The sequence below is a fragment of the Glycomyces tritici genome (assembly GCF_030403505.1).
The window spans coordinates 119,872-145,365 of sequence record NZ_JAUEMJ010000003.1 but is presented as its reverse complement, the minus strand read 5'-3'; the positions used below and the strand labels follow the sequence as shown (position 1 = coordinate 145,365).

The 25,494-nt window shown below is 68.8% G+C and carries 27 protein-coding genes and 1 pseudogene; 10 read left to right on the top strand and 18 right to left on the bottom strand.

All coding sequences use genetic code 11. The features are described from left to right. Positions 1-94: 94 nt before the first annotated feature. Positions 95-1,135 (bottom strand): NAD(P)-dependent alcohol dehydrogenase, encoded by a 1,041-nt coding sequence (locus QWI33_RS11190; RefSeq protein ID WP_289955615.1) that lies wholly within the window; start codon positions 1,133-1,135, stop codon positions 95-97. Between the two features lie 160 nt (positions 1,136-1,295). On the opposite strand from QWI33_RS11190, the gene QWI33_RS11185 reads away from it, so the two are divergent. Then, complete coding sequence (locus tag QWI33_RS11185) at positions 1,296-1,955, top strand: nucleoside/nucleotide kinase family protein (protein ID WP_289955613.1); 660 nt, start codon at positions 1,296-1,298, stop codon at positions 1,953-1,955. A gap of 14 nt (positions 1,956-1,969) precedes the next feature. On the opposite strand, the gene QWI33_RS11180 is transcribed toward QWI33_RS11185, so the two are convergent. Beyond that, positions 1,970-2,818: an MBL fold metallo-hydrolase gene (locus QWI33_RS11180; protein ID WP_289955611.1), complete on the bottom strand. Its 849-nt coding sequence runs from the start codon at positions 2,816-2,818 to the stop codon at positions 1,970-1,972. A 216-nt stretch (positions 2,819-3,034) separates the two neighbouring features. On the opposite strand from QWI33_RS11180, the gene QWI33_RS11175 reads away from it, so the two are divergent. Further along, positions 3,035-3,889, top strand: coding sequence for an NAD-dependent epimerase/dehydratase family protein (locus QWI33_RS11175; RefSeq protein ID WP_289955609.1), 855 nt, complete (start codon positions 3,035-3,037; stop codon positions 3,887-3,889). A gap of 56 nt (positions 3,890-3,945) precedes the next feature. Here the strand turns inward: QWI33_RS11175 and QWI33_RS11170 are convergent, their stop codons facing one another. From QWI33_RS11170 to QWI33_RS11160, 3 genes are all read right to left on the bottom strand, one after another. Next, complete coding sequence (locus QWI33_RS11170) at positions 3,946-5,163, bottom strand: hypothetical protein (protein ID WP_289955607.1); 1,218 nt, start codon at positions 5,161-5,163, stop codon at positions 3,946-3,948. Between the two features lie 82 nt (positions 5,164-5,245). Further along, entirely contained in the window at positions 5,246-6,160 is a 915-nt protein-coding gene (locus tag QWI33_RS11165; RefSeq protein ID WP_289955604.1) for a DUF6891 domain-containing protein, read from the bottom strand. A 30-nt stretch (positions 6,161-6,190) separates the two neighbouring features. After that, positions 6,191-7,102 (bottom strand): MBL fold metallo-hydrolase, encoded by a 912-nt coding sequence (locus QWI33_RS11160; protein ID WP_289955602.1) that lies wholly within the window; start codon positions 7,100-7,102, stop codon positions 6,191-6,193. A gap of 276 nt (positions 7,103-7,378) precedes the next feature. Between QWI33_RS11160 and QWI33_RS11155 the strand changes: the two genes are divergently transcribed. Together QWI33_RS11155 and QWI33_RS11150 are read left to right on the top strand one after the other, a co-directional pair. Next, entirely contained in the window at positions 7,379-8,512 is a 1,134-nt protein-coding gene (locus QWI33_RS11155; protein ID WP_289955600.1) for a hypothetical protein, read from the top strand. Between the two features lie 172 nt (positions 8,513-8,684). Next, positions 8,685-9,809: a hypothetical protein gene (locus QWI33_RS11150; RefSeq protein WP_289955598.1), complete on the top strand. Its 1,125-nt coding sequence runs from the start codon at positions 8,685-8,687 to the stop codon at positions 9,807-9,809. A gap of 187 nt (positions 9,810-9,996) precedes the next feature. Here QWI33_RS11150 and QWI33_RS11145 read toward each other — a convergent pair whose 3' ends face one another. The 4 genes from QWI33_RS11145 to QWI33_RS11130 all read right to left on the bottom strand — a co-directional run bounded on the left by QWI33_RS11145 (position 9,997) and on the right by QWI33_RS11130 (position 13,146). Beyond that, positions 9,997-11,187: a chymotrypsin family serine protease gene (locus QWI33_RS11145; protein WP_289955594.1), complete on the bottom strand. Its 1,191-nt coding sequence runs from the start codon at positions 11,185-11,187 to the stop codon at positions 9,997-9,999. Positions 11,188-11,416: 229 nt separating this feature from the next. Then, a complete protein-coding gene (locus QWI33_RS11140; RefSeq protein ID WP_289955593.1) occupies positions 11,417-11,875 on the bottom strand; it encodes a hypothetical protein in 459 nt (152 codons plus the stop codon). Next, the gene (locus QWI33_RS11135) at positions 11,875-12,654 is read right to left on the bottom strand and encodes a hypothetical protein (protein ID WP_289955589.1); all 780 of its coding nucleotides are present in this window, start codon (positions 12,652-12,654) and stop codon (positions 11,875-11,877) included. The genes QWI33_RS11140 and QWI33_RS11135 overlap by 1 nt, the downstream gene beginning before the upstream one ends. A 189-nt stretch (positions 12,655-12,843) precedes the next feature. Beyond that, positions 12,844-13,146: a hypothetical protein gene (locus QWI33_RS11130; RefSeq protein WP_289955588.1), complete on the bottom strand. Its 303-nt coding sequence runs from the start codon at positions 13,144-13,146 to the stop codon at positions 12,844-12,846. Between the two features lie 399 nt (positions 13,147-13,545). Between QWI33_RS11130 and QWI33_RS11125 the strand changes: the two genes are divergently transcribed. Together QWI33_RS11125 and QWI33_RS11120 are read left to right on the top strand one after the other, a co-directional pair. Further along, complete coding sequence (locus tag QWI33_RS11125) at positions 13,546-14,193, top strand: Scr1 family TA system antitoxin-like transcriptional regulator (RefSeq protein ID WP_289955586.1); 648 nt, start codon at positions 13,546-13,548, stop codon at positions 14,191-14,193. Continuing rightward, the gene (locus tag QWI33_RS11120; protein WP_289957210.1) at positions 14,186-14,374 is read left to right on the top strand and encodes a DUF397 domain-containing protein; all 189 of its coding nucleotides are present in this window, start codon (positions 14,186-14,188) and stop codon (positions 14,372-14,374) included. Before QWI33_RS11125 ends, QWI33_RS11120 begins: the two co-directional genes overlap by 8 nt. Before the next feature lie 27 nt (positions 14,375-14,401). Here QWI33_RS11120 and QWI33_RS11115 read toward each other — a convergent pair whose 3' ends face one another. The 3 genes from QWI33_RS11115 to QWI33_RS11105 all read right to left on the bottom strand — a co-directional run bounded on the left by QWI33_RS11115 (position 14,402) and on the right by QWI33_RS11105 (position 17,246). Beyond that, positions 14,402-15,427 carry a hypothetical protein gene (locus QWI33_RS11115; RefSeq protein WP_289955582.1) on the bottom strand — a complete coding sequence of 342 codons (1,026 nt, stop codon included), beginning with the start codon at positions 15,425-15,427 and terminating at the stop codon, positions 14,402-14,404. A gap of 312 nt (positions 15,428-15,739) precedes the next feature. Then, entirely contained in the window at positions 15,740-16,177 is a 438-nt protein-coding gene (locus tag QWI33_RS11110; RefSeq protein ID WP_289955580.1) for a hypothetical protein, read from the bottom strand. A 148-nt stretch (positions 16,178-16,325) separates the two neighbouring features. Next, positions 16,326-17,246, bottom strand: a complete 921-nt coding sequence (locus tag QWI33_RS11105) for an alpha/beta fold hydrolase (RefSeq protein ID WP_289955577.1) — start codon at positions 17,244-17,246, stop codon at positions 16,326-16,328. Positions 17,247-17,323: 77 nt separating this feature from the next. Between QWI33_RS11105 and QWI33_RS11100 the strand changes: the two are divergent. Beyond that, positions 17,324-17,809 (top strand): annotated as a pseudogene (locus tag QWI33_RS11100) (P-loop nucleotide/nucleoside kinase family protein); the annotation flags it as partial. Positions 17,810-17,822: 13 nt separating this feature from the next. Here the strand turns inward: QWI33_RS11100 and QWI33_RS11095 are convergent. The 6 genes from QWI33_RS11095 to QWI33_RS11070 form a co-directional block, all read right to left on the bottom strand. Continuing rightward, on the bottom strand, positions 17,823-18,053 hold the full coding sequence (locus QWI33_RS11095) for a DUF4287 domain-containing protein (RefSeq protein WP_289955574.1): 231 nt from the start codon (positions 18,051-18,053) through the stop codon (positions 17,823-17,825). Positions 18,054-18,249: 196 nt separating this feature from the next. Beyond that, a complete protein-coding gene (locus QWI33_RS11090) occupies positions 18,250-19,035 on the bottom strand; it encodes an ABC transporter permease (RefSeq protein WP_289955572.1) in 786 nt (261 codons plus the stop codon). A gap of 45 nt (positions 19,036-19,080) precedes the next feature. Next, entirely contained in the window at positions 19,081-20,037 is a 957-nt protein-coding gene (locus QWI33_RS11085; RefSeq protein ID WP_289955569.1) for an ATP-binding cassette domain-containing protein, read from the bottom strand. 418 nt (positions 20,038-20,455) lie between these two features. After that, positions 20,456-20,974 (bottom strand): EXLDI protein, encoded by a 519-nt coding sequence (locus QWI33_RS11080; protein WP_289955567.1) that lies wholly within the window; start codon positions 20,972-20,974, stop codon positions 20,456-20,458. A 162-nt stretch (positions 20,975-21,136) separates the two neighbouring features. Beyond that, on the bottom strand, positions 21,137-21,913 hold the full coding sequence (locus QWI33_RS11075) for a sporulation protein (protein WP_289955565.1): 777 nt from the start codon (positions 21,911-21,913) through the stop codon (positions 21,137-21,139). A 99-nt stretch (positions 21,914-22,012) separates the two neighbouring features. Next, a complete protein-coding gene (locus QWI33_RS11070) occupies positions 22,013-23,308 on the bottom strand; it encodes a nicotinate phosphoribosyltransferase (RefSeq protein ID WP_289955563.1) in 1,296 nt (431 codons plus the stop codon). A 157-nt stretch (positions 23,309-23,465) separates the two neighbouring features. Here QWI33_RS11070 and QWI33_RS11065 point away from each other — a divergent pair, with 157 nt between their 5' ends. The 3 genes from QWI33_RS11065 to QWI33_RS11055 all read left to right on the top strand — a co-directional run bounded on the left by QWI33_RS11065 (position 23,466) and on the right by QWI33_RS11055 (position 25,300). Beyond that, positions 23,466-23,948 carry a M67 family metallopeptidase gene (locus QWI33_RS11065; RefSeq protein ID WP_270115170.1) on the top strand — a complete coding sequence of 161 codons (483 nt, stop codon included), beginning with the start codon at positions 23,466-23,468 and terminating at the stop codon, positions 23,946-23,948. A gap of 104 nt (positions 23,949-24,052) precedes the next feature. Beyond that, positions 24,053-24,331 (top strand): MoaD/ThiS family protein, encoded by a 279-nt coding sequence (locus QWI33_RS11060; protein ID WP_289955559.1) that lies wholly within the window; start codon positions 24,053-24,055, stop codon positions 24,329-24,331. 18 nt (positions 24,332-24,349) lie between these two features. Then, positions 24,350-25,300 carry a PLP-dependent cysteine synthase family protein gene (locus tag QWI33_RS11055; RefSeq protein ID WP_289955558.1) on the top strand — a complete coding sequence of 317 codons (951 nt, stop codon included), beginning with the start codon at positions 24,350-24,352 and terminating at the stop codon, positions 25,298-25,300. Positions 25,301-25,494: the final 194 nt, after the last annotated feature.

The window sequence follows — 25,494 nt, the reverse complement described above, 5'->3', positions numbered from 1 at the left end:
GTCAGCACGCAACAGCGGGGCCGAGCAGGCGCACCCGCTCGGCCCCGCCGCCGCGAACCCGGTCAGCCGTTCGGCACGATCACCGCGAACCCGGTCAGCCGTTCGGCACGATCACCGCGCGCCCGTCGATCGTCCCCGCGTGCAGCCGCTCGTACGCCTCCGGCGCCTCATCGAGCGAGAACCGCTCCACGTGCACGTCCACCAGACCCGCGCTTGCGAGGTCGAACACCTCGACCAGCTCATCGCGCGAACCCCAGTACGGGGCCTTCACCGACACCTCGAACGGCAGCGCCCCGAACCCCACCGGCAGCGTCCCGCCGCCGATGCCCACGATCACCACGTCGGCCTCCACCGCCGCGCACTCGCCCGCCGTCGCGACGGTCGGCGCCGCGCCCACGAAGTCGAACACCGCCTGCGCCCCGATCCCGCCGGTCAGCTCCTTCACCTTCCCGGCCGCCGCCGCATCCGAGAGCACCGTCTCGTGCGCCCCCACCCGGCGCGCGAGCGCGAGCTTCTCCTCGGAGACGTCGAGCGCGACCACCCGCGCGGTCGTGAGCGCCCGCAGCAGCTGCACCGCCACGTGCCCGAGCCCGCCGGTGCCGATCACCACGGCCGTCGATCCGGGCACCAGCTTCGGCAGCGAACCCTTGATCGCGTGGTACGGCGTGAGCCCGGCGTCGGTGAGCGGCACGGTCTGCACCGGGTCCAGGTCCCCGAGCGGCACGAGGTGCCGCGCGTCGTCCACGATCAGGTACTCGGCGATCGCGCCGGGCGCGCCGAGACCGGGCGGGTTGATCCCCAGCTCGGCGGCGCGCTGACAGTAGTTCTCCTTGCCGGCGGCGCATTTGGCGCAGCGCCCGCAGCCCCACGGGCCGTAGACGGCGACGGACTCGCCGATCTCGATCCCGTGCACGCCGTCGCCGAGGGCGGCCACGGTCCCGGCGCCTTCGTGGCCGAGCGTCAGCGGCAGCGCGTACGGGAACGCGTCGGCGGGCCAGGACATGACGGCGATGTCGGAGTGGCACACCCCGGCGGCCGTGACCTTGAGGAGCACCTCGCCGGGTCTCGGCTCGGGCGTGGGGACCTCGACGACTTCCGGGGCCGCGCCGATCTCGCGGTACTGCAGGGCTCTCATGGACTCCTCCGGTTCTCGGGCGAAACGGCCGAACCACCGGCGAAATCGCTGATGGCGGGCCCTGTCGACCCGGTCACCGTAACCCGGGGCGGGACGCCGGAGGCGCGATTCCGGACCGCCGGGGGCCCGCGCACGCGGGCGGTCGGCTAGGTTCGGGCGCGTGGACATCGCAGACGACCCCCAGGCGCTGTTGGACCGCGCGAAGGCCCTCACCGCGCCGGGCCGCGTGCTCATCGGCATCGCCGGCTGCCCCGGCGCGGGCAAATCGACCGCCGCCGCGTGGCTCGCGCACGCGCTCGACCGGGAGGGCCGCCGGGCCGTGCAGGTCCCGATGGACGGCTTCCATCTGGCGAACGCCGAACTCGTGCGCCTCGGCCGCCGGGGCCGCAAGGGCGCGATCGACACGTTCGACGGCCACGGCTACCGGGCTCTGCTGGAACGCGTTGCGGCCGAACGGGAAGCGACCGTGTACGCGCCCGAGTTCGACCGCCGCGTCGGCGAGCCCGTCGCCGGTTCGATCGCGGTCCCGCCCGAGGCCGAGATCGTGGTCACCGAGGGGAACTACCTGCTCGACGAGGACGGCCCCTGGCCCGCCGTGCGGGCCGCGCTGACCGAGGTCTGGTACTGCGAGACGCCCGAACCGCTGCGCCTGGCCCGGCTCGTGGCCCGGCACGAGCGCTTCGGCAAGTCGCCCGAACACGCCCGCTCCTGGGTCGCCGACGTCGACGAACGAAACGCCGAACGAATCCGCGCCGCCAGGCACCGCGCCGACCTCGTGATCGACTTCGAGGCGCTGGGCATCGGCAGGCCGGACGCGTAAGGCGCCGCCTGAGCTCAGGCCGAGGCGGGCGGCAGGGCGACGAACGGTTCGGTCAGGTGCGAGGACGCCACGTGCAGTGTGCCCGCCCGTCCCGCCAGCAGCCGTTCCCTTGAGCGCCTTGCCTCCTCGGGGTCGATCTCGTACACGTAGGCGAGTTCCGGGTAGAGCGCCTGGATCGCGTGGACGAGGAGGTCGCCGGTGATGAGCACCGATTCGCGGCCGTCGGCGACGACCACGCTCTGGTGCCCGGGGGTGTGCCCCGGGGTCGCCACCACGCGGCCCGCGTCGCGGAGCGGCGCGTCGCCGTCGAGCAGCCGGAGCTGGTCGGACGCCCGGAGCGGGTCGATCAGGGTCTCGCGCAACTGCGGGTTGAGGGTGTCGACGGCGTCGAACTCGGCGCGCTGGATCAGGTACGCGGCGTTGGGGAAGAAGGAGCTGAGGCCGGTGCTCGGACCGTCCCCGCTCGTGGTGACGGCCTCCTCGGCCACGACGGCCCAGCCGATGTGGTCGGTGTGGAGGTGCGTGAGCACCACCGTGTCCACTTCAGACGGGTCGATGCCGGCCGCCGCCAGGGACTCCGGAAGCTTCCCGGGCAGCGGCGCCCAGGTCGCGGGGGCGTCGGCCGGGCCGATGCCGGCGTCCACCACGGTGATGCCCTCGGGGCCGCGGATCGCGAACGCCCGGAAGTTGAGGGACCACCGCCCTTCCGCGTCGACCGCGCCGGGGTCGAACCGGTCGACCGCCGCCCACTGCTCGGCGGTGGCGTCCGGGAAGGCGCCCTCCCGCGACGTGAACGGGAAGGGGCCCACGCCGTCGGCGAGGGCGATGATCTCGGTGGCACCGATGCGAATCGAGGGGGTCACGGCCGCGATTCTGCCACGATCGAGTGACACCGCCGCCGCAGCCGGGCGTTTCTGTCGCACCCCCCTGCCATCGTGGTGACAACGGTCCCCGGGGTGGGTGGGGGTTTGGGATGGTACCCCTGCTTTAGCCCCCCGATGAGCAGGCTGTTTGGGTTGGAGTGCACTCCAGGTCGTAGGCTGCGAGCGGTTGTACTGATCGATACATGGGGGAAGAGCATGGCACGCGTGGCGGTGACCGGCGGCAGCGGCAAACTCGGACGAGCCTGCGTCCGCGACCTGGTGGAGCACGGGTACGAGGTGGTCAACCTCGACCGCGTGCCCTCGCCTGACGGCCTCGCGCCGTTCCTGCAGATCGACCTCGCCGATCACGGGCAGGTCGTCTCGGCCCTCACCGGCGTGGACGACCGCTACGACCGCCTCGACGCCGTCGTGCACCTCGCCGCGATCCCGGCCCCTGGCCTGCGGCCGAACTCGGCGATCTTCCAGAACAACATGCTGAGCACCTACAACGTGTTCGCCGCCGCCAAGACCGCCGGCATCGACAACATCGTCTGGGCCTCGAGCGAGACCGTGCTCGGCCTCCCCTTCGAGACCCCGCCGCCCTACCTCCCGGTCGACGAGGAGTACGAGCCCCGCCCCGAGTCCACGTACTCGCTCGTCAAGACCCTCGAAGAGGCCATGGTCGGCCAGCTCTGCCGCTGGAACCCCGCCCTCAAGGCCACCGGCCTGCGCTTCTCGAACGTCATGTACGTCGAGGACTACGCGGCCTTCCCCGCCTTCGAAGCGGACCCGAAGCTCCGCGACTGGAACCTCTGGTCCTACATCGACGCCCGCGACGGCGCGCTCGCGATCCGCCTCGGCCTCGAACGCGAGGGCACCGGCAAGGAGGTCTTCGTGATCGCCTCCCCCGACACGGTGATGAGCACGACGACGCCGGATCTCGTGGCCGCCCACTACCCCGACCTCGAGCTCAAGCGGCCCGTCGCGGGGCACGAGACGCTCCTGTCGATCGACAAGGCCCGCAGGCTCCTCGGCTTCGACCCGAAGCACACCTGGCGCGACCACGTCTGAGACGCAGTGAAGGGCGGGACCGAGGTCCCGCCCTTCACCTTGTCCCGCATGGGCGCTCAGCCTGCGATCAGCTCCTGCGCCTTCACCGTGTACCCGCGGATCTGCTCCTGCCACGCGTACGTGTCCACCTCGATCGCCGCGTACTGCTCGTTGACCGCGGCGTCGAACGTGGCGAGCGCGGTCTCCCGGTAGCCGGTCGCGTCGCCGCACTCGGCGAACGCCACCGCCATGTCGACCTCGTACGCGCGCTTGCCGTCGAAGTCGTCCGGCACGTCCTCAGGGAGGTCCGGGACGGGCGGGCTCGTGTCGACCGGCGCCTCCTCGCCCGGGATCGTGCCCGGGTCGTACGGCTCCCCGGTGTACAGCATCGCGGAGTAGTCCTGCATGTCGAGCCTCCCGAGGTCGTCGATCTCCCAGCCCGGGTACCCGGCCTCGTCGATGCAGCCCAGGAATCCGGCGTGCTCGTCGGCCATCTGCTCCGCGTACCCGGCCTCCATCGCGTCGTAGTCGGCTTCGGGCTGCACCGGACGCCACTGCCAGACGAGGTAGCCGCCGTCGAAGTCGAGTTCCACCTGCTGCGGCTCGCCGTAGAGCGCCTCGATCATCTCCAGTTGGCAGCCGCCCGGTTTCGGCTCGCCTTGGACCTCGCCGTCGCCGAACTCGAGCGAACCGTCCTCAGAGGACCCATCGGGGACCGGCTCGCCGGTGCCCTCCAGCGCCGCCGTGGCCTCCTCGCCCTGGTACGCGACCCTCCAGGCGCGGCGCTCGTCGTCGGGCAGCGACTCGAACTTGGAGTTGTCGAACACCGGTTCATCAGCGAACGGATCGGGGAACGTCGCCTCGTAGTAGTCCTGCGTCTCTTGGGAGTCGAACATCTCCTCGGTCTGGGACCACCAGCCGAAACCCCACTCCGCGGCGATGTTCGCCTCTGGCAGGAAGCCGTCGGTCGGGTAGTAGTCCACAAGGGACTGCATCTCGTACGGCTCGTGCTGCCCCAGTTCCCGCAGATCGTGCACCTCGAAGCCCTGCGCCTCCAGGCAATCGGCGATCACCCGGTCCTCGGCCGCGTCCAGCTCCTTCGAGAGCCGCACGTTCTCGTTGGCCATCTCGAGCAGTCCGGCCGCGTCCACGGCCTCGCCGTCCGCGCCCGTCTCGGCCGCGTCCGTGGGATCGCCGCCCGACGCCGTGCAGGCCGCGGTCGCGGCCAGCGCGACCGCACCGAGCACTCCCGCCGCCCGCCGCCACCGGAACACCGAGCCCTGCCGTTCGCCCACTTCATGCATAAGGCTGATACGCCGCGATGCGCCGCGCCGGTTGCAAGTTCCGCCGCGCAACGGCGCCGCTACCGCCGGTGCGCTACTCCAGGCGCTTGCGCCATTCCAGGTCGGTGATCCTGATCCGGGTGCGTTCCGAACCGTCCCAAGCGGTCTGGAGCCCGTGCGCCTGCAGGGTCTTGACCACGTCGTGCCCCACGGCGACGGTGTCCTCGACCGCGTCCGACCGGGACCCGTAGGCGAGGTAGAGGACGCCGTCGTGGGCGGACTCGGTGTCCTGCATGTGGAAGAACACGTACCCGCGGTGCTCGGGGCCGGCCTCGTCCCAGATCTCGGTGGTGCCGCAGCGCTGGCAGCACGCGAAGTGCTCGCGCGCGACGATCCCGCTCCGGTCGAGCTCCGCGAACGCCTCGGTCAGCCGGTCGCAGTCCGTGACGCCCCATCCGGCCTGCTCGGCGACCTTCTCGCGCCACATGGGGGCGAGGATCTCGCGGGCCTGGGCCTGCGTGATCGGCGGGTCGGTTTCGGACATCTCCTCGAGGTCCTGCACCATCCGGTCGAACGACAGGTACCCCATCTGGAGGTATTTGGCGGCCAGGACGGTGGTCTCGGCGGCGGCTTCGGGGGAGGGCGCGGGCGCCGGCTCCGCGTTCCACCACTCGGCCGGCTCCCACGGGTGCCCGCCCTCCCAGCCGGGTTCATTGCGCGCCCAGGCCGTGAACACCGCGGACGCCGCCTCGACGGTCAGCGACGCCTCCACCCAGGGCTCGTCGCCGACCCGGTACGACACGTCGACGTGCCCGGAACCGGGCTCGCCCGCGGCCTGGATGGTGTCGTGCGGCAGGTCCGGGACCCGCTGGACGACGATCCACTCTGAGGTCCCGTCGTCGAGCCGGTGCACGCGTTCGCCGAGTTCGCCGGCGGTGAGGTGCGCGAACGTCCGGTTCCGGTCGTCGTAGCCGCGGATCGCCAGCGGCTCGTCAGGGGTCTGGCTCATCCGGCCACCCTACGACGCCGCCTCCAGCGGTCAGACCTCGTACCAGATGTGGAAGTCGTCGTACTTGTGGACGCCCGGCGCGCCGCCGATCTCCCGCACGGCCTCCTGCAGCGCCCGGAGCTGGTCTACCCGCATGGGCAGCGCGGCCTCGTCCGGCTGGTAGGTCGATCCGCGCGGGTAGTCGAGGCCCGGTGCGATCGACATCTCGACGTGGCAGCCCAGCACGTGCGACACGGGGTGCTCCTCGCACCACGCCACAAGTCGGTCCACAGTGGCCTCGAAAGCGTTCCAGTCCTGCACGTACAACCGGCCCGGGTAGAACGTGTCCCCGGTGAGGAGCAGGCCGCTCCACCGGTCGTAGAACACCGTCGCCGACGCGTGGTGCCCCGGCCCCGGCACGACGTCGACCACCCGGCCGCCCAGGTCCAGCTCGCGCGGCGTCAGCGGCCAGTCGTCGAAACCGTAGAACGCCCGCACCGCATCGAGGCCGGGACTGACCACAATGGTGTCCGGCCGGTCCGCGAACTGCGCGTCGGCGGCCTTGTGGTCGCCGTGGCCGTGCGTGTGCGCGACGATCAGCCGGTACTCCTCGCGCCGGTGGCGGCCCAGCCAGTCCTCGATGTGCGCGTCCACGACCTCCCGCAGCGGGAAGTACTCCGGCTCGGGCGTCGCGCCGGTGTCGATGAGCAGCGCCGCGTCGTTGCCGAACAGCAGGAACATGAACGGCGCCTCGTAGTTCACCGACTTGTTCTGCCGCATGATGACCGTGTGCTCGTCGGCGGGGTGCGACTGGATCTCCGGGGCCGGGTCGTGCTTCGCGGACGGCCAGCCCGCGTGCCAGTCCACCTCCAGGTCGGGCGTGCACCCGCCGGGACGGAACCGCACCGGGCGGCCCGACCTCCCCGACTCCTCGGCACCGGCCGGTCGCTGTTCGAAAGCCATGGCACCCACGGTAAGGGTGCCCAGTGCACCGGCGGCCAACAGGCTGCGGCGGCGTGTCGAGGTCATGCGGACTCCTTGCGGTCGAAGGGATTGACACCACCAGTCTCACCACCCCCGGCGGTATGCGCCTCGTGTCCGCGGATGAACTGCGCCCCAAGCACTCCCGACCAAAGATGCAACCGCACGCCCTCCTTCGGTCGTACACCTCTCGAACGATTCGCTACAGTGGCGCGGCAGCCCCGCCGCAGCCTGAAACCCCGGAAGGCGGTCGCCGAAATGCGCCGTGCCGCAATCACCCTGTTCGCCGGAGCCTTCGTGCTCACCGGATGCTCGGAACCGGAAACCGAGGTCACCGCCGAGGACATCACCGCCATCGAGGCGAGCATCGTGAACGGCTCCGCGCTGGCCTGGGAGCTCACGCAGGCCGAGACGCGGGTCGCGAGCATGTGCATGCAGGACGAGGGCTTCACCGTCCACGACACGGTCCGCCTCCACGGCAGCATGACCCCGAACCGCTTCGAGGGCTTCAACGCCCCGTACGCGCGCCTCCCCACGGTCGAGCAGGCCGGGAAGTTCGGTTTCGGCTCCTGGGTCTGGGCGTCCGAATCCGAAGAGGCCCTTGCCATGCGCGAGGATCTGGACTTCCTCGCCTTCACCGCCGTGGACCAGGGTTGGCACGATCCGGCCGAGGACGACGCGTACGCGGAGTGGGACGCGATGGACGAGGAGTACAAGGAGTCGTGGACTGTGGCGTTCGTGGGCGCGGAGCGGGCCGCATATGACAAGGCCATGTCGGACGCCTTCGAAGGGGCCGACACCCCCGAGGAGGTCGAAGCGGTCGACACCGAGGCGCTCGGCCCGCAGCCGCCCTTCGGCGGCTGCGAACTGAAGACCATCGAGATCGTCTACGGGGAGCCGTTCCACCGGGAGGTCGACGGCGAGGACTACTGGAGCCGGCCCGACATGGAGAGCCCGCTCACCTGGATCGGCGACGGCGAGCTGTACGCCGAACTCTCGAACGAGTACGCCGACCAGGAAGAGGACTTCCTGATCTGTGTGAGCGAACGCGGCTACGGCGAATGGGAGTTCGACGACTTCGGCGCATTGCCCGTCGCCTGGTACCTCGAGCAGCTTTACGGCGGCGGCGCCTCCTACGAGGGGATGGAGGAGGAGGTCCCGCCGCTCACTGAAGCAGCCGAGGACGCCGCCGACCCTGTGGCGTACGAGTTCGCGATGGCCCTCGACTTCGCCGAGTGCGCCGAGAGCAGCGGCCTGCGCGAGGGGTCGGACGAGGCCTGGGCCCGAATGAGCGTCCAGAGGGTCATCGACCGCGAGTCCGAGGTCTACGCCTGGGAGCAGCAGATCCAGGAGTACCTGAACAACGCGCAGGACTACATCGCGGGAACGTGACCGGGCGGGAACGGGCGACCCGAGGCGCCGGGGCCTCCGGCCCGCGCGGCGGCCCCGGATAGGGGACTGGCACCCCGATCCGCTTGCCGCACTTAAGAAGGAGACGGGATCACCCGTTCGGTACAGTGACCGAAGACAGCCGCACCCCCGTCTCACGGAAGGCGGTCGTCCCATGCGCCGCATCGCGACCGCACTGTTCGCCGGCACGCTGGTCCTCACCGGATGCTCGGAACCGGAAGCCGAGGTCACCGCGGAGGACATCGCGAGCCTGGAGCAGACCCTCGTCCACGGCTCGGCACTGAGCTGGGAACTCACCCAGGTGGAGACCAGGGTCGCGAGCATGTGCATGGCCGACCTGGGCTTCGACGTGCACGACGCGAACACCCTCCACGGCAAGGTCACCCCCGGCCGGTTCGAAGGGTTCGCCTCGCCGTACGCCGAGATCCCCACGGTCGAGCAGGCCGAGAAGTTCGCCTTCGGCGCCTGGGTCGATTTCGTCGGCTCCGACGAGGCCGAAGCGATGCAGGCGGACCCCGACTTCCTCGCCTTCAACGCGGCCGAGGAGGGCTGGTGGGACACGGCCTGGGACGAGGCCCGCGAGGAGTGGGAGGCCACCGACGAGGAGTACCAGCAGGCTTGGAACGAAGCCTTCGTCGGATCGGAACGGGCCGCCTACGACGCGGCGCGGACCGCCGCGTCCGAGGAGGCCGAGGAGGACGAGGAGATCGACCTCGGCACCGAGCCTCCGTTCGGCGGCTGCGAGTTGGAGACGATCGAGATCGTCTACGGCGGACCGGCGAAGACGGAGGACGTCGACGGCGTCTACTGGAGCAGACCCGACACCGAGAACCCCCTCGCCCAGTTCGGCGACACCGGGTATGAGGAGCTCTCAGCCGCCTATGCGGACGAGGAGCAGGCGTTCCTCGACTGCATCGAGGACCGCGGACACGGCGAGTGGGAGTTCGACGAATTCGGCGGCCTGCCCATGTTCGAGTACGTCCGCCGCGCCTACCCGGCGGAGATGACGTTGTACATTCCCGTCGAGGACACGGTGCCCGAGCTGACCGACGAGCACGAGGATCTGGTCGAAGCCGAAGGCCCCCAGGCGTTCGAGTTCAAGGCGGCCACGGATTTCGCGGGTTGCGCGGAGGATGCGGGCCTGCGTGATGGGGCCGAGGACGCCTGGGCCCGCATCAAAGTCGGGCAGATCATCGACCATGAGGTCGAGGTCTACGCCTGGGAGCAGGAGATCGAGGAATACCTGGGCAACGCCCAGGACTACCTCGCCGGCAATTAGCGGTCGTCCTCGAACCGGGCACCCGGGTCCGCTTGCTTGCCGCGCCCGTTCGCCGCACCGGTCGGTGAGGTGTTCCGAGGGCCACCGAATCCGACGTGCTGAGCGGACGCTGCTGACCGAACGGCTCACGCGGACGATCGCCGAACTGCAAGGTGGAGCAGTTCGGTGATCGTCCGCGCTCCCCGAATCAGGCGGTCCTGACCGAGACTCCGAGTGCGTTGGGGAAGTACGCGACCGGTGTGAAGACACTGTCTCCGGCACAGCGCCCCACATGGCCTCCGTACGCCCGGTTGCCGTGGGACCAGCCGCCACCGGAGTCGCCGCCGGTGGTGACGTGCTTGTTCATCTGGACCAGGCGATCGGTGCTGGTGCCGTTGATCGTGCAGGTGAGGCTGGGCCGCAACAACAGCGCCGAGCAGTCACGCTCATTGGTCGACCGGCCGTAGACGCAGATCGATTCGCCGGTGGTGAGTCCGGCGGCCGGTTCGATGGAGGTCGTGGTGCGACGCGTGCTCGCATTGGCGTAGAACCGGGCTGGAGTGGATTGGCCGGGCACGCTGTGCCATTCGACGTCGCCCCACCGGCCGCGATGCTGCGCCCTGTAGTCCATCGCGTGCCAGCCGCTGCCGTTTTCGAGGATGCGGGTCATGCCGTCGCAGTGGCCGGCGGTGGTCACGCCTTGGGCGCCCCTGGGGGTGATGACGGTCCAACCGCTGGTGCACGATGCTCCGCCGCCGTTGACCCTGGCGCCTCCGAAGGCGTACTCGAGCCCGGCTTCCAGCGAGTCGACGAAGTGCAGTTCGACGCCCTCTTCGAACTCCTCGGACAGAGCGGCTCGAACGGTCGTCCTGCTGGACGAGAACTCCTCGGTGGTCTCGATGGCGGCTTCGACGGTGCCGCTGGTGATGTCGACGGCCGTCATGAGGGTGTCGTATCCCATGCCGATGAGCTCGGCGTGCAGCTTGTCGTTGCGCTCTTGCAGCTCGGCGAACGAATAGGGCTGACCGTCGGCGATGTCGACGGCGACCTCGGCCGAGGCGGCGAGTGCGTTGATCGCAGGGGCGGCGGTGCCTTTGATGTAGAGCGTGGGAGTGCCGCCGGGCGTTGTGGACAATGCGGATCCGACGAAGGCGTCAGGGTATGCCTCCGCGACCTGGACTGCCAGGTCCCCGATCGCTTCGGTCGCCTTGTGCTGGGCGAGCGCTTCGGCGTAGGTCCAACCCTGGGCCGCGGCGATGAGGGTGAGGTCTTGGGCGAGGGCTTCGTCGGCGGTCTGGAGGTAGGGATCTGCTTCGAGTTCTTCGGCATTCGCGGCCGCCGCGGGGGCGAGCAGGAGTGCGGATGATGCGAGCGCGATGAGCGCACGGTTCTTCATCATGTTCCGTCCAGTCTCTCGGAGGGGAGTCGTCTCGGCGGCGACCTGTCCGATGGACGAAGGCCGGAAGCCGTGACTGAGACCGTGGCCGCCGAGTCGGGAACCCGAACGCGACCAGGCCTTGACGCCATTCTTTCGGTGGAGGGAGGGGAAAGCGAGGCGGAACACCGGCGGATGACCGGCAGCTGTCGGACACACCGCGGCGGGTTGAGCCTCCGCGGTCGACGGATGCTCAGTGCGCCTCTGGGAGCTGCGGCAGTTCCGGCGCGCCGCTGATGGGCTCGACCGTGCCGATGACCGTGATCGCGCCGTCGTCGAGCCGGTCGTCGTCGAGCACGACCTTGCCGTGGCTGCCGTCGGCGGCGACGAGGGTCCAGCGGTAGTCCTCCGCGGTCTCCGGTCCGAAGACCGCCCGGTGCTTGAGCCTCGTGGCGAGTTCCACGGCCACATCGAGGAGTTCAGGGTCGCCCGCATGCGAGGCGAACGCGTCGAAGCCGACGAACTCGGCATACGCACCCGGCCCCGAACCGGCGGCGACCTGGGCGATGATCGGCTCGACCACGGGAGCGGCGAACGCGCTGCCGTCCCAGACCTCGATCTGCTCGCGGGGGATCGCGAAGGCCGCGGCGGCTTCGGCTGCAAGCACACCGAGGTCCACCGGCTCTATGAACACGATCGTGTAGTCGCGCATCAGGCCCGCTCCTGTCCCTGATTGAACACATTTCGCGCAGTTTCCCACGTTTTATCCGTCATATGACGGCTGAACCGGGCGATTTGCGGATCGCGTTCGGCCGCAGCCCGGTCCCCCTTGTAGACCTTCAGGCCCTTCAACGCGGTGTACTCGAGCTTGTCCAGCTCCACGAAACCCTTGCCTCGCACGGGATACACGGTCCCCGTGGGCTTGACGCCGTAGGTCCGGTCGTTGACCTTGTAGAGGTTGTCGCGCACGTACTCGGCCCGGCCGCCCCGGATCGAGGCGATGTCGGCATCGGTGTCGACCCCGGGCAGCACGACCGTGTTCCGCTCTTTCGCCTGGCTCTTCATCTGGAGCTTCCCGAGGAAGTGCCGCTTGCTGATGCCTTTCGGGGAGACCGAAGCGGCCGGTCCTTTGAGCGGCCGCGACTCTTGCCCGGCGGCGCTTCCCGCCGCGGAAACCGAGCGCGAAGCGCGGCCCCGCATCGGATTCCCCGCGCCGCTCCGGATGGCGCTTGCAAGTAAACCTTTGAGCGCATCGACTTGCTGCCGAAGGGAATCGAGGGCATCGGCCAATGCATTGGCATGGCCGGCGAGTTCTTCGGCCCGGCTCCCGGCGACTTGGGTCTGTCGTGCCGTGGTCTCCACGCCGATGGCGTCGAGTCGCGCCGCCAATCGGTCCAGGAGGTCTTTCGAGGACGTGATGCTTCCGGCGAGTTCCCGCGCGCTATCGGCGTTCGTGGCGACTGAGCCAGAAGCTTCTTCGATACTCGACACCGGAGCTCCTTCCGGGAGGGGGGTCTCATCAGTATGGAGGCGTGAGAGGGTGATCACAACTACGCGAGTCGTTGCGCGGCATGCCAAGTTTCGAAAATGGGGCCGGCCGACCCCCACCAGGTCAGCCGGCCCCCGCCGGGAGAGTCAAGTCTCTAAAATGCTCGCACTTCGCCTACGCGGGAAGGGCGTTCATCCATCGCAGTACCGGCTGTCCCACGGGCGCGTGGTGACCTTGTAGAAGACCTTGAACGCCGTGTCCTCCAGCCAGACCTTCCACTCGGGGGAGTAGGAGCGCCAGACTTCACCCCAGGTCGCGTGCAGGTGTCCCGTGTTGATCCCCGAGACGATCATGACGATGTCCACGCGTTCGCCGGGGACATAGACCTGGAACGAGTCGGGTGCGTCGACACTCGATGCGCGGACGCAGAACTCATTGCGGCCGTCCGTGAATCGTCCGCGCAGCAGCGGATCGGAAGGTTCAGCGATCTTCATTGCACTCACTCCACTTCGGATGTTGTCGGATATCCGACAGATCCCTGGCGTACTGCCGAGCCGGGACCTCTTCAACCTACGGAGCGCGCAAGCCGCTGAACAGGAGATTCCAATCGTGAGTCGAGGGTGCCTTGCTAAGTACCCCTACAAAACAGGCCTTGTTTTGTAGGGATGGATTGGTAAGGCGTGCTTTCGGAGTGCTGATTGTGACAGGTGTCCACCTTGTCGCAACGCAATGTCATCATTGGAGACCAGCATGAATTCCGCTGAGGCAGGAGGCAACCCACCGTGCCATCATCGAAGCTCGCAAAGTGGCTCCCGGGCAGGGAAATCCGAATCCGAGGCGATCAGACCGTCTCCAAGTGGGAGCACTTCGTGAAGTGCCCTGAGGCGACTCAGATGTACGTGCTCGCCGCCAAGCTCGGCATGGACGACGAGTTGCGCGACTACATGGTCCAGATCGCAGAGAACGAGCACGAGCAGAATCTCCGCTCTGACCGCCGCTTCAACGCGCTGTGCTTGAGCATGGCCGAGCGGTCGAACGGCCAGATCCACAAGTGGGAGCCGATCTTCGTGCCGGGCATCGCCCAAACGCGCGACTACCACTTCAATCTGCTGCCGCGTTCGCAGCCGTACACCGCCGAACAACTCAACCGAGGTTGGTCGTTCAAGAAGTCACGCCAAGCAGCCCTGATCAGCCGCACGGACAACCCGACCATGCGCCTGGTCATCGGTGCGCAGGCCCTTCGAGACCTCGGACTCCTCACGGAGGAGGCGCGAGAGGAGCAGGTCGACCGCCTGCGGGAACTCGACGCTCTCCCGAACTGGGAAATCCGCATCGTCAGAGGGCCGCATCCGGAAGGAGCGAGCGCCTTCGACATCTACAAGCCCGCCGGTGCCGAGTTCGGAAGCCCGCCATTCGTCTATACGGAGCTCTTCGACGAGAGCTGGTGCATCGAGGAGACCGAAAGGATCGCGCGTTACGATGGACTGTGGCAGCTCCTCTGGGGCAAATCAATACCATTGAGGGAGTTTCTGAATGACTGACGTGACTGCCTGGCGCAAGAGCAGCCGCAGCGGCGTTGACAACAACTCTGATTGCGTCGAACTGGCCGCCTGCCCTGAGCGCGACGGCTTCCACGTCCGCGACTCCAAGCTCGGCAACGCTTCCCCGGTCTTCGACCTGTCGGCCGGCGACCTGACGAGCCTCCTGAGCCACACCCGCTAAAAGCGTGCGCCGCCGGAGACGGAGGCGCTAGAGGACCCGCTCGGTGGCGCCCACGGCAACCGTGCCCGGTTGGCCGGCGAATCCGGAACTGGAGCCGGAGGTGGTCCCGATGGGCAGCCACGAACCGTCGGTCCGGCGGACGGAATACCTGATGACCTGGTTGTTACTGGCAGTGGTGTCGATGATCCCGACATGGATTTCGCCGCCGACGTTGGCGGCGCAGAACCTGGAGGGCCTCTTGTCGGTGAAGACGCTCAGTGTCGTGAACTGCCGCCAGGAGCCGTCCGCCCGCCGAATGGCATGGAAGATCCCGCCGCGAGTTTGGCTCAGCGCGAAGACATGAAGCTGCCCGCCGACTCCTGCCAGGGCCACATTGTAGAAGCCCCCGATCTCACCTGCGGCGTTCCCGACGTTGCCCCAGCCGCCCCACGTCCCGTCCGAGGCTTGAAAGGAGAGGTGAAGCTTGTCTTCATCGGTCGTGACGGCGGTGGCGATCGCCGAGTCGACTCGGGTGGTGGCCAGATTCGTGACGCCGGTGAAGGATTTCACGGCTGACCAGCGGGGGGACCAGTTCCCGTCCTTGTCGCGGGTGGTGGAGTACAGGGTGGCTGTTCCGTAAGTAGCAGCGAAGACATGAAGCGTGTTGGAGCGTGCGGTCACCGCGATGTTCGGAGTGCCAGCGGGTGCCGATGTCGACGGGATCGGCGTGAAGTCCGACCAGGTGCCATCGGCCGCCCGGATGACGTGGCTCGGAGCCTCATTGATGTTCGCCGCGACGACGTTGAGGCCGTTGAACATTCCGACGCAGGAGACGTTGTAGGCGTGAGCACCGTCGACCGGATTCCAGCTCGGGGTCCACTTGCCGTCTGCTCCGCTTCGTGTGCGGTGCTGCAGCGGCTGCCCGCCGGCACCTGCCACATATTGCGCATCCCAGTCCGCGGGGGCGGCCGAGGCCGCGGCGGGTGCGAGCGCGCCGAGACTCGCGCCGGCCAGGGCGGCGGCGGGGACGGCGAGGAGCGACCGGGTGAACGTCCGACGGTCGAGTGAGGCCATGTCCGACTCCTAGATAGTCAAATGAAGTTGCGAGTCGACGCGTTCTGGTGCGTTTCGATGCGTTTCGCAGTCCTGAAGCGAACTGGGCGCAGGAGGCCGCGTCGATCAGCCCCAGTCTGATGACGGGCGAGGTCGTTTACAAGGCGGGACACCGGCGGGATAGAGGCGGGAATCGGAGTCGCGAGGCGCGGAGGAACCGTCGCAGCGATCAGCAGGTGGGCAACACCCGGAGCTCTGCTTCGCTTGCCCGCCAGGGCAGGCGGTACAGGAGAGGGCCCGGCCGCGGCATGCCGCGGCCGGGCTGTGGCTTTCTTAGAAGCCGTAGTTCGGGGTGTAGATATCGGGTCGGTGTGCCGCGTTCGCGTAGACCTGCATCGACGCGTAGGGCGTCCCGGTGTCGGGGGTCTTCTCGCGGTAGGTGTAGCGCTGCCAGGAGCTGCTCATGGTGCTGAACACGACCTCGTTGAAGTCGCCCTCCTTGTATCGCACCTTCGCGGAGTAGCCGTCAGCGGGGCGCAGGTCGCGAAGCTCGCCGGTGTAGACCCCGTTGCCGTCGCAGGTGCCGGACACCCGGCGCTCCTGCGCGACGGCGACGCCGTTCTCGTAGTGAGTGATCGTGTGCGCGTTGTCGCCCTGGCACGCGGCCTCGGCGGGGGCGGCGGAGATGAGCATGGTGCCGACGACGGCGACAGCCGAAGCGGAGGCCGTGGCGATCACACGTTTGACGTTGGCGCTCTTGAGTAGTCGCATTGCGATCCCCTCGCGGTTCATCCGTGGGAACGGACCCCACGGCTGCCTCCATCCTGTAGCGATTGAGGAGGGTTTGCGAGGCGGTAGACCGGCGGGACACCGGCGGGACCGGCATCGCGGTAGCGCAATCGAGCGGTTCGTCCTCGCCTCAGGCGGAGAGGAGGTCACCGCAGAAGGAAGCGATCGCGCGGTTGACGATCTCGGGCCGTTCCCATGGCATGAAGTGTCCGGCGCCCTTGACCCAGAAGGGCCCGACCGCGGCGGGGAAGGCGATGGCGCACTGCTCCTCGATGTGCTCGCCGAGGGTCACCTGGTCGGCGCCGACGAGGACCAGGGTCCGGTGCGGGACGGGGCGGTCGGTCATCTCGGGAGCGGAGAGCTTCCTGGCGCCCATGACGACCTCGTAGTCGGCGAAGGACGCGCGCAGCCTGGCCGCGTCGCCGTAGGGCTCGGTCAGGAAGGCCAGGTCATCGGCGTCGAACGCGTCGGGCGGGCACCACATCCGGTGGCCGAAGAACTCGCCGATGTACCGGCGGCGGCGCTCGGGCGTGTCCAGTTCGGCGACCAGTTCCTCGGCGTGGAGCCCTTGGCGGCGTTGGTAGTCGTAGACGGCGGGCTTGGGACGTCCGGCCGGGATGCCTGCGGCGGCGAACGCCTCGTCGAGTTCGGGCATGGAGTCGTCCAGGATGACCAGGCGTTCGACCCGGTCGGGGTGGCGGGTCGCCATGTCGATGGCGATCATCGCGCCGAGGTCGTGCCCGGCGACGACGGCCTTGTCCCACCCGAGGGCGTCGAGCAGCCCGGTCAGGTCGGTGTTGAACGCGTTGAAGTCGTAGTACTCGTCGGGCGCGAAGTCGGAGTCGCCGTAGCCGCGCAGGTCCGCCGCGACCACGTCGAATCCCGCTTCGGCCAAGGGGATCAGATTGTGCGACCAGATCCTGCTGGTGCACGGGAACCCGTGGACGAGCAGCAGCGGCACACCGCCGTCCCCGCGGCGGCGCACCGCCAGACGATGCCCCCGGCCCACTTCGACCATCACGGGCGCGACCACTTCAGCAGGAAGAACCATGCCCAAGGTCTACACCACTCCCGCACCAGGCGACACCACCTCCCTGAACCCTGCGATGATCGCCGGAGGATGCGAGGAGAGCGGTGATCGTGAGCGACCGAAGTCCGAGTCTGGTGCTCATGTGCGGCCTGCCCGGGGCCGGGAAGACCACGCTGGCCAGGCGCTTGGAACGCGAGCTGCCCGCGGTGCGCCTGTGCCCCGATGAGCAGCTTGCGGCGGAGGGCGCCGACCTGTTCGATGAGGCGGCGCGCGCGGATCTTGAACAGCGCCAATGGAACCAAGCTCAGAGGCTGCTGGCCGTCGGGACCAGCGTGATCCTGGAGAACGGCTTCTGGGGGCGTTCGGAGCGGGACGAGAAGCGGCTTCGGGCCCGTGAACTGGGCGCGCGCGTCGAACTGCGCTACCTCGCGGTGCCGATGACCGAACTGGAGCGGCGCATCGCCGTCCGGAACCGGGAACCGGGTGCGCCGGTGCTGACCGCCGCGATGCTCCGGGAGTGGCTGCGCCTGTTCGAGGCCCCGGCACCGGCCGAACTCGACCTGTTCGACCGGCCGTCGTCCTAGGCCGGAGGCGTCCTCACCCGCCGGTGTAGACCGGCCACTTGCCCGGGTTGCGCTGGTAGGTCACGAGGGCGTTCGCGTGGCCGTGCCCCATGCCGTGCTCGGTCTTGAGCCATTCGACGAGCGGCTTGTGGCCGTCGAGATCGCTCGCGGCGATGTCGGCGAGCCAGTCGGCGATCGGGCGGCCGTACTTCTTCTCGATCGAGGGGAAGTACGAGTGCGGGCCATTGGGCTGCGGCGCGGTCATGCGGGTCCTCCAAGTGCGGTTGCTACACCCGTGAAGACGAGGGTCCCGGCGCGGATTCATCGCGACGGGGGGACTCCGTGTCGGCCGTCACGCGGCATTGCGGGCGCGCCTCATCGCCGGGGTGCACGGGCATGGCGACAGCCCGGCCCCGCGAGGTGCGGGGCCGGGCTCGGGTGTTGGAGTCGGCTTGCGGCGCTTAGCGCTTGTTGAACTTCTTCTTCGCGATCACGTAGCCCAGCAGAGCGAACGCCAGCGACCAGGCGATCGTCAGGACCAGGTCCTTGCCGTCCACCGCGTTGGCGAACAGGAGGCTGCGGACGACCTCGATGAACGGGGTGAAGGGCTGGTACTCGGCGAAGTACTGGACCACGGTGGGCATCGAGTCGGTGGGCACGAAGGCCGACCCGAGGAAGGGCAGGAGCATCAGCGGCATCGGCGAGTTCGAGGCTTCTTCGACGCTCTTGGCGGCCATGCCCAGACCCACCGTGAGCCAGGTGAGGCCGAAGGAGATCAGGGCCAGGACTCCGGCGAGCCCGAGGTAGCCGAGGGCGTCCGCCTCGGGGCGGAAGCCGATCGCGATGGCGACGCCCAGCGTCACGGCCATGCACAGGAAGGACTGGATCATCGAGCCGATGACATGTCCGGTGAGGACGGAGACCCGGGCGATCGACATGGTGCGGAAGCGGTCGATGATGCCTTCGGTCATGTCCATCGCGACGCTGATCGCGGTGCCCTGCACGGCGGCGACGATCGCCATCAGCAGCATGCCCGGCGTCAGGTAGGTCAGGTACGCCTCGCGGCCGCCGGTCGGGCCGCCGAGTCCGTCGCCGATCGTCCCGCCGAAGACGTAGACGAACAGGAGGAGGAAGACCACCGGCATGCCGACGAGCATGATCGTCAGGGACGGGTAGCGGAGCATGTGCTTGAGCTGGCGGCGCAGCATCGTGGAGGTGTCGGAAACGGTGTAGGCGAGGGTGCTCATCGGAGTTCTCCTTGTGGGCGTAGCGGAAAGGTTCAGGGGGGCGGGTTACGCGGAGGCCGCGGCTTCGAGGTTCGTGGTGTGGCCGGTGAGGGTCAGGAAGACGTCGTCGAGGTCCGGCGTGTGCACCGTGAGCTCGTCGACCTCGATGCCCTCGCGGTCGATCGTGTCGAGGATCTTGCGCAGCGAGTCGACCGAGCCGTCAGAGGCGACCTGGACGCCGAGCGAGTCGGTGTCCGAGACGGTGGCGGAGAGGATCTGCACGGCCTTCGCGACCTGCTCGCCGCGGTGGAGGCGGAGCTTGACGTGGCCGCCGGGGACGAGCCGCTTGAGCTCCTCGGGCGTGCCCTCGGCGACGATCTTGCCGCCGTCGAGGACCGCGATCCTGTCGGCCAGCTCGTCGGCCTCCTCCAGGTATTGCGTGGTCAGGAAGATCGTGGTGCCGCCCTTGACGAGATCGCGGATGATCGACCAGACGACGCGGCGCCCGGCCGGGTCGAGGCCGGTGGTCGGCTCGTCCAGGAAGATCACCTTCGGGTCGCCCATGAGGCACATCGCGATGTCGAGGCGGCGCTTCATGCCGCCCGAGTAGGTGGCCGGGGCGCGCTTCGCCGCCTCGACGAGGTCGAACCGCTCCAGCAGGTCCTCGGTGCGGCGCTTGGTCTCCGCCTTGCCCAGGTGGTGCAGGCGCCCCATGAGGTGGAGGTTCTCGCGGCCGGTGAGCAGGCCGTCGACGGCCGCGAACTGGCCGGTGACGCCGATGCTGCCGCGCACCGCGTCGGCGTCGCCCACGACGTGGTTGCCGTGGATGAACGCGTCGCCGCCGCTGGCGGGGATCAGGGTCGTGAGGATGTTGACCGTCGTCGTCTTGCCGGCGCCGTTGGGGCCGAGCAGGGAGAAGATGGTGCCTTCGGGGACGGAGATGTCGACGCCGCCGAGGACGGACTTCTCGCCGTAGGACTTGGTGAGGTTGCGGGCTTCGATCGCGATCGGCTTGGTGGTCATGATTCCTGCTTTCGGGGGTCTTCGTGGTCTGCGTCGTTGGGAGGATCGGCCGGTTCGGTTTCCCTCGCCGGGCATGTGAGTACTTTGGCCGGGGCTGCTGACACGGCGCTGACATCGACCTGACATGGCGACAGGTCCGGCGACAGGGGGCGCGGCGGCGGGAAGAGCGTGAGCACCATTCCAAGGTCGAACACGGTTTCACCTCGATGTTCAGGCACGACGACCGTGCAATGTGGACTGTCGGTGGACAGGGCTCCGCCCCGGGTCGGTCAGCGGTCTGCGGGTGCGGGCGGCCACCGGGATGCGCCCGGGGCCGCGGATGTCAGTGGGCTCGGCTCGCTGGAGCGGGTCGGCGCGTTCGGGACGTCCGGTCAACTCGACTTGCTTGGGCGCGAGGCGCTCTAGCGGTCGAGGCGGCTCAGATGTCGAGGTCCTGCACCGGCGGGGCCTCGGCCGTCGCGGCGACCATCTGGTACAGCTCGGCCGGGATCTTCGCCTTGAGGTCCTCGAGGGTCTCGACCACTTCGAGGGTGGCGTCCCCGTAGTTCATGGCGAAGCTCTGCTCGCCGAAGCCGAGGAGCTTGCGCCAGCCCGTCTCGCTCGTCTCGTGCACGAAGTCGGGCGTCTTCTCGGTGTGGATCACGAACTTGCCCGAGCGCGAGCGGTAGACCCGGTAGATCTCGGCCTTGTTGCTGTCCGAGCGGACCCACTCGCCGAGCTTGACGCCGGTGAACCGCTGGCGCTGGCGCTTGCGGCCGGTGCCCGGGCCGACGGGGACGGTGATCTCCTCGTAGCCCTCGAGGCGGCCCTCCTCGGCGTCGACGTAGCGCTTGAGCGCCGTCGAGATCGCCTTGGAGAGGTTGCCTCCCGCGAGTTCCTGCGCTCGGGTGTAGAGCGGCAGGTCCTTGTCGGCGACGTAGATCGTCTTGTTGGGCATGACGGCATCTTAACCTCCTTCCAGGGGCTGTCCTTCGTATACGTAGATACTATACGTATACGTAGAACATGCGCAAGTCCGCTCCCTAAGTTTTCCGCCGGCACGCGAGAAGGCGGCCCCGCGATTGCTCGCGGGACCGCCCCTTGGCTCTTCTAGCTGCGCTTATGCGCCCTTCTGGGCCAGCAGCTGCGTCAGCTGCGCCTTCACGGTCTCCGTCACATCGCCCGGCTCGGCCGTCGGCAGCGAGAACCGGATCGTCGAGTTCAGGTCCGGAGCCAGCAGCTCCGCCGAGTTGTCCGCAGCGAACACCACATCGGTGTTCGCCTCGCCGGCCACGAACACGACCTCCAGCTCGCGCACCCGGCCGTGGAACTCGCCCTCGGTCGCCCAGAACTCGACCTCCTGGTAGAACGGCACCGTCGCGCCCTGGATCGTGCCCAGCTCGAGGTCCGTCTCCTGGAACGCGAAGCCCAAGGCCTCCAGCGCCTCCCAGACCGCCCGGTGCACCGGCAGCGCCTCCACCGTCAGCCAGTCCAGGTCGCCCTTGTCCAGGGCCTGGTCCAGCGACAGGTGCGTCGACACGCCCAGCTTCATGCCGCCCACGAGCGGGCGCTCGGCGACATTGTTGAACGGCGTCTCCCAAGGCACCTGCACCTCGAACGCGATCGGGTGGGCAGTGCCTTTCGCGAGGTCGAACTTGCCCGAGATCTCCGCCCGGAAGTAGTCGTGCACGACGCCGGCCGCGTCCTCGCCCTTGCTGTCGTCCTCGACCAGAGCGGTGAACTCGATCTCGACGCTCTCCACCGCGGCGTCCACCTCGGCACCGGAGATCCGCACCTCGCCCTTGATCACGCCGCCGGGGACGACGTGCTTCTCGTGCAGGAGCGTGTCGACTTGGATGCCACTACCGAGAATGGCCTTGAGCTTGCTGAACACCATTGGGGCGGTTCCTTTCGGGGAGGATCGCAGGTACTACGAAGGCACAGGGGGTGGGAACGCGGACAGGGGCGCGTCGATCGTATCCCGAAAGCGCCGCCGCTATTCGCCCCCATGCAGCTGGACCACCGGAATCGCCGGATCGCCGGGGGAGAGTTTCAGCCCCTCCCAAGGGATCGAGATGAGCCGCTGGCGCAGCAGTTCGCGCGACTCCTCAAGCGACGACTGCTGCACGAGTTCGCCTTGGCGGAACAGCGGCGTCTGCAGCAGCTTGTCGCCCGGCATCGACTCCGGCACTCCCTGGGAGACGATCACTTCCTCCGTCGCCGTGCCCGTCGGCTTGTGCCGGCGCACCGCGACTTTGCGACCTCCATTGGTGCCCTTGTGCTCCGAGCGCTTCGCAACCGGGCGACCCTCCACTTCGACCAGTTTGTAGACCAGCTGTGCCGTGGGCGCGCCCGACCCGACCACGACCGCCGTGCCCGCCCCGTAGATGTCCACAGGGGCCGCCGCCAGCGCCGCGATCGAGAACTCGTCCAAGTCACCGGAGACCACGATCTTCGTGTCATGCGCTCCCAGTTCGTCCAGGAGCTCCCTTGCGCCGGTGGCCATCACATCGAGGTCGCCCGAGTCGATGCGGATCGCGCGCAGGCGCGGCCCCGCCACCGCGATCGCGTTGCGGATGCCCTGCGTGATGTCGTACGTGTCCACCAGCAGCGTCGTGTCAGTGCCGAACGCGTCGATCTGCGCCTGGAACGCCTCGACCTCGGACTTGTGCAGCAGCGTGAACGCGTGCGCGCTGGTACCCGAGGTCGGCACGTCGTACCGCCGCCCGGCCTCCAGGTTCGACGTCGCCACGAACCCGGCCAGGTACGCCGCGCGCGACGCCGCGATCGCCGCCGCCTCATGCGTGCGCCGCGAACCCATCTCCAGGATCGGCCGGCCGCGCGCGGCCGTGACCATGCGGGCGGCGGCGCTGGCGATCGCGCTGTCGTGGTTGAGGATCGAGAGGGTCAGCGTCTCCAGGAGCACGCACTCGGCGAACGTCCCGGTGAGGGTGACGATGGGGGAGCCGGGGAAGTACAGCTCGCCCTCGGCGTAGATGTCGATGTCGCCCTTGAAGCGGTAGTCGGCGAGCCACTCGGCCGTGGACTGCTTGACGACCCCGCGCGAAGTGAGGTCCTCGAGGTCGCTGTCCTCGAAGCGGAAGCGCTCGATGGCCTCGGAGAGGCGGCCGATGCCGGCGACGACGCCGTAGCGGCGGCCGGTGGGCAGGCGGCGGCCGAAGACCTCGAAGACGCACGGCGTCTCGGCGGTGCCGTCGCGGAGGGCCGCTTCGAGCATCGTGTACTCGTAGTGGTCGGTGTACAGGGGCGTGCGCGGCAGCGTGACGGACATAGTGGTGAGCGTAATGCACCTGTGGAACGCGCGGGCCCCGTGAGCGAGCGGTGTTCACACCCGTCCGTTTATTCCCTCCCATTGCAGGTGGAGGGCCTTGTCTCACGCTCTGAGCGAGGGCTTCTGGCCCCGTCGCGCCGCGTGTACGCTTGCTTGCGTGTTGCGGATCGCGCATGAACTGGTCGAGGCGATGGTCGCGCACGCCCGGGCTGACCACCCCGACGAGGCGTGCGGTCTCATCGCGGGCCCCGAGGGCACGGGAGCGCCGAAGAGGCACATCCCGATGATCAACGCTGCCCGCTCCGCCACCTTCTACGAGTTCGACTCGGAAGAGTGGAAGCAGGTCTACGACCAGATGTGGGACAACGACGAGGAAGTCGTCGTGGCCTACCACTCCCACACCCACACCGAGGCCTACCCTTCGCGCTCAGACGCGGGGATCGCCTCGCAGCTGGGCCTGCCGGGCGCGCACTACGTGCTGGTGACGACGAAGGACCCGGACATCGCCGAGGTCCGCTCGTTCCGCATCGCCGACGAGGTGATCACCGAGGAGCCCATCGAGGTCACCGGTGCGCCCGAGGCGGTGCAGAGCTACAAGTTCGCCCACACCCCCGACTCGACGGTCTACGACTGTTCCTGAGTTCCCGCCGGGCTCGACCGGCGTTCGTCATGCAGTACCCGCTGCGCGTCAGACACATCGACGGCCCCTGCCGGGCTGTTCAGAGAATCGAAGGAAAATCCATCATGTCCGTTGAAGTCCGCGTTCCCACCATCCTCCGCACCCACACCGGCGGCCAGAAGCTCGTCTCCGGCGAAGGCGACACCCTGGCGAAGCTGTTCGACAGCCTCGACTCCCAGCACGCCGGCCTCAAGGGCCGCATCGTGACCGACGAGGGCACCCTGCACCGCTTCGTGAACGTCTACATCAACGACGAGGACGTGCGGTTCATCGGCGGCCTCGACGCCCCGCTCGCCGACGGCGACCAGGTCACCATCCTCCCCGCCGTCGCGGGCGGCATGTAGTTCGGGAAAGGAATGGCCGTGGCACGCTTCACGGACATCACCGCGACGGTCGGCGACACGCCGCTCGTCGGACTCCCGCGGCTCTCGCCCTCGCCGGACATCCGGCTGTGGGTGAAGCTCGAGGGCGCGAACCCGACCGGCTCGGTCAAGGACCGGGTGGCCGCCAAGATGATCGAGGCGGCCGAAGACGACGGGCTCTTGCAACCCGGTGCGACGATCCTCGAACCGACCTCGGGGAACACCGGCATCGCCGTGGCGATGCTGGCGCGGCGCAAGGGCTACAAGCTGATCGCCGTCATGCCCGAGAACACCTCGCTGGAGCGGCGGCAGCTGCTGACCGCGTTCGGCGCGGAGATCGTGTTCTCGCCGGCTGCGGGCGGCTCGAACGCGGCCGTCGCGAAAGCCCGTCTCATGGCCGCCGAACGTCCTGACCTGGTGATGCTCAACCAGTACGCGAACCCGGCGAACGCCGCCGCGCACTACGAGGGCACCGGGCCCGAACTGCTGCGCGACCTGCCCGAGATCACGCACTTCGTGGCCGGGCTCGGCACCACGGCCACGCTCATGGGCGTGGGCCGGTACCTGCGCGAGCAGGCGCCGGGCGTGCAGATCGTGGCGGCCGAGCCGCGGTACGGCGAGCTCGTGTACGGGCTGCGGAACCTCGACGAGGGGTTCGTGCCCGAGCTGTACGACGAGAAGGTGCTCGACCGGCGGCTCTCGGTGGGCACCGAGGACGCGCTGCGCCGCACTCGCGAGATCCTGAGCGAGGAGGGCCTGTTCGTGGGGCTCTCCACGGGCGCGGTGCTGCACGCGGGGCTCGCGCTGGCGCGCGAGGCCGCGAAGGCGGGCCGGGCCGCGGACATCGCGCTGCTCGTCGCCGACGGCGGTTGGAAGTACCTCTCGACCGGCGCGTACTCGGACGGGATGGACGACGCGGCGAACGCCCTCGACGGTCAAGTCTGGGCCTAGCGAGGCAGAGTGCTGGAGGGCCGGGCCCGCGCGGATGCGCGGCCCGGCTTTCGTTTGCGCTGGTCCGGACCCCGGGGTCGGGTGTGTCGGGCGCGAACGCCCCGAGTACAAGGGTCCCGCGGGGGTACGACATCGCGCGGGCCCGGCCCGCTTGCCCGGCCTTTCGTTCCGCGAGGTCTGCGCCGCACCGCTGC

Coding starts and splice junctions, on each gene's coding strand:
- QWI33_RS11155 (WP_289955600.1), top strand. CDS start 7,379: ATGCGCCGTGCCGCAATCACCCTGTTCGCCGGAGCCTTCGTGCTCACC.
- QWI33_RS11075 (WP_289955565.1), bottom strand. CDS start 21,913: ATGGTGTTCAGCAAGCTCAAGGCCATTCTCGGTAGTGGCATCCAAGTC.
- QWI33_RS11125 (WP_289955586.1), top strand. CDS start 13,546: ATGTACGTGCTCGCCGCCAAGCTCGGCATGGACGACGAGTTGCGCGAC.
- QWI33_RS11060 (WP_289955559.1), top strand. CDS start 24,053: ATGTCCGTTGAAGTCCGCGTTCCCACCATCCTCCGCACCCACACCGGC.
- QWI33_RS11070 (WP_289955563.1), bottom strand. CDS start 23,308: ATGTCCGTCACGCTGCCGCGCACGCCCCTGTACACCGACCACTACGAG.
- QWI33_RS11150 (WP_289955598.1), top strand. CDS start 8,685: ATGCGCCGCATCGCGACCGCACTGTTCGCCGGCACGCTGGTCCTCACC.
- QWI33_RS11105 (WP_289955577.1), bottom strand. CDS start 17,246: ATGGTTCTTCCTGCTGAAGTGGTCGCGCCCGTGATGGTCGAAGTGGGC.
- QWI33_RS11080 (WP_289955567.1), bottom strand. CDS start 20,974: ATGCCCAACAAGACGATCTACGTCGCCGACAAGGACCTGCCGCTCTAC.
- QWI33_RS11165 (WP_289955604.1), bottom strand. CDS start 6,160: ATGAGCCAGACCCCTGACGAGCCGCTGGCGATCCGCGGCTACGACGAC.
- QWI33_RS11190 (WP_289955615.1), bottom strand. CDS start 1,135: ATGAGAGCCCTGCAGTACCGCGAGATCGGCGCGGCCCCGGAAGTCGTC.
- QWI33_RS11145 (WP_289955594.1), bottom strand. CDS start 11,187: ATGATGAAGAACCGTGCGCTCATCGCGCTCGCATCATCCGCACTCCTG.
- QWI33_RS11085 (WP_289955569.1), bottom strand. CDS start 20,037: ATGACCACCAAGCCGATCGCGATCGAAGCCCGCAACCTCACCAAGTCC.
- QWI33_RS11160 (WP_289955602.1), bottom strand. CDS start 7,102: ATGGCTTTCGAACAGCGACCGGCCGGTGCCGAGGAGTCGGGGAGGTCG.
- QWI33_RS11090 (WP_289955572.1), bottom strand. CDS start 19,035: ATGAGCACCCTCGCCTACACCGTTTCCGACACCTCCACGATGCTGCGC.
- QWI33_RS11130 (WP_289955588.1), bottom strand. CDS start 13,146: ATGAAGATCGCTGAACCTTCCGATCCGCTGCTGCGCGGACGATTCACG.
- QWI33_RS11140 (WP_289955593.1), bottom strand. CDS start 11,875: ATGCGCGACTACACGATCGTGTTCATAGAGCCGGTGGACCTCGGTGTG.
- QWI33_RS11115 (WP_289955582.1), bottom strand. CDS start 15,427: ATGGCCTCACTCGACCGTCGGACGTTCACCCGGTCGCTCCTCGCCGTC.
- QWI33_RS11120 (WP_289957210.1), top strand. CDS start 14,186: ATGACTGACGTGACTGCCTGGCGCAAGAGCAGCCGCAGCGGCGTTGAC.
- QWI33_RS11110 (WP_289955580.1), bottom strand. CDS start 16,177: ATGCGACTACTCAAGAGCGCCAACGTCAAACGTGTGATCGCCACGGCC.
- QWI33_RS11175 (WP_289955609.1), top strand. CDS start 3,035: ATGGCACGCGTGGCGGTGACCGGCGGCAGCGGCAAACTCGGACGAGCC.
- QWI33_RS11095 (WP_289955574.1), bottom strand. CDS start 18,053: ATGACCGCGCCGCAGCCCAATGGCCCGCACTCGTACTTCCCCTCGATC.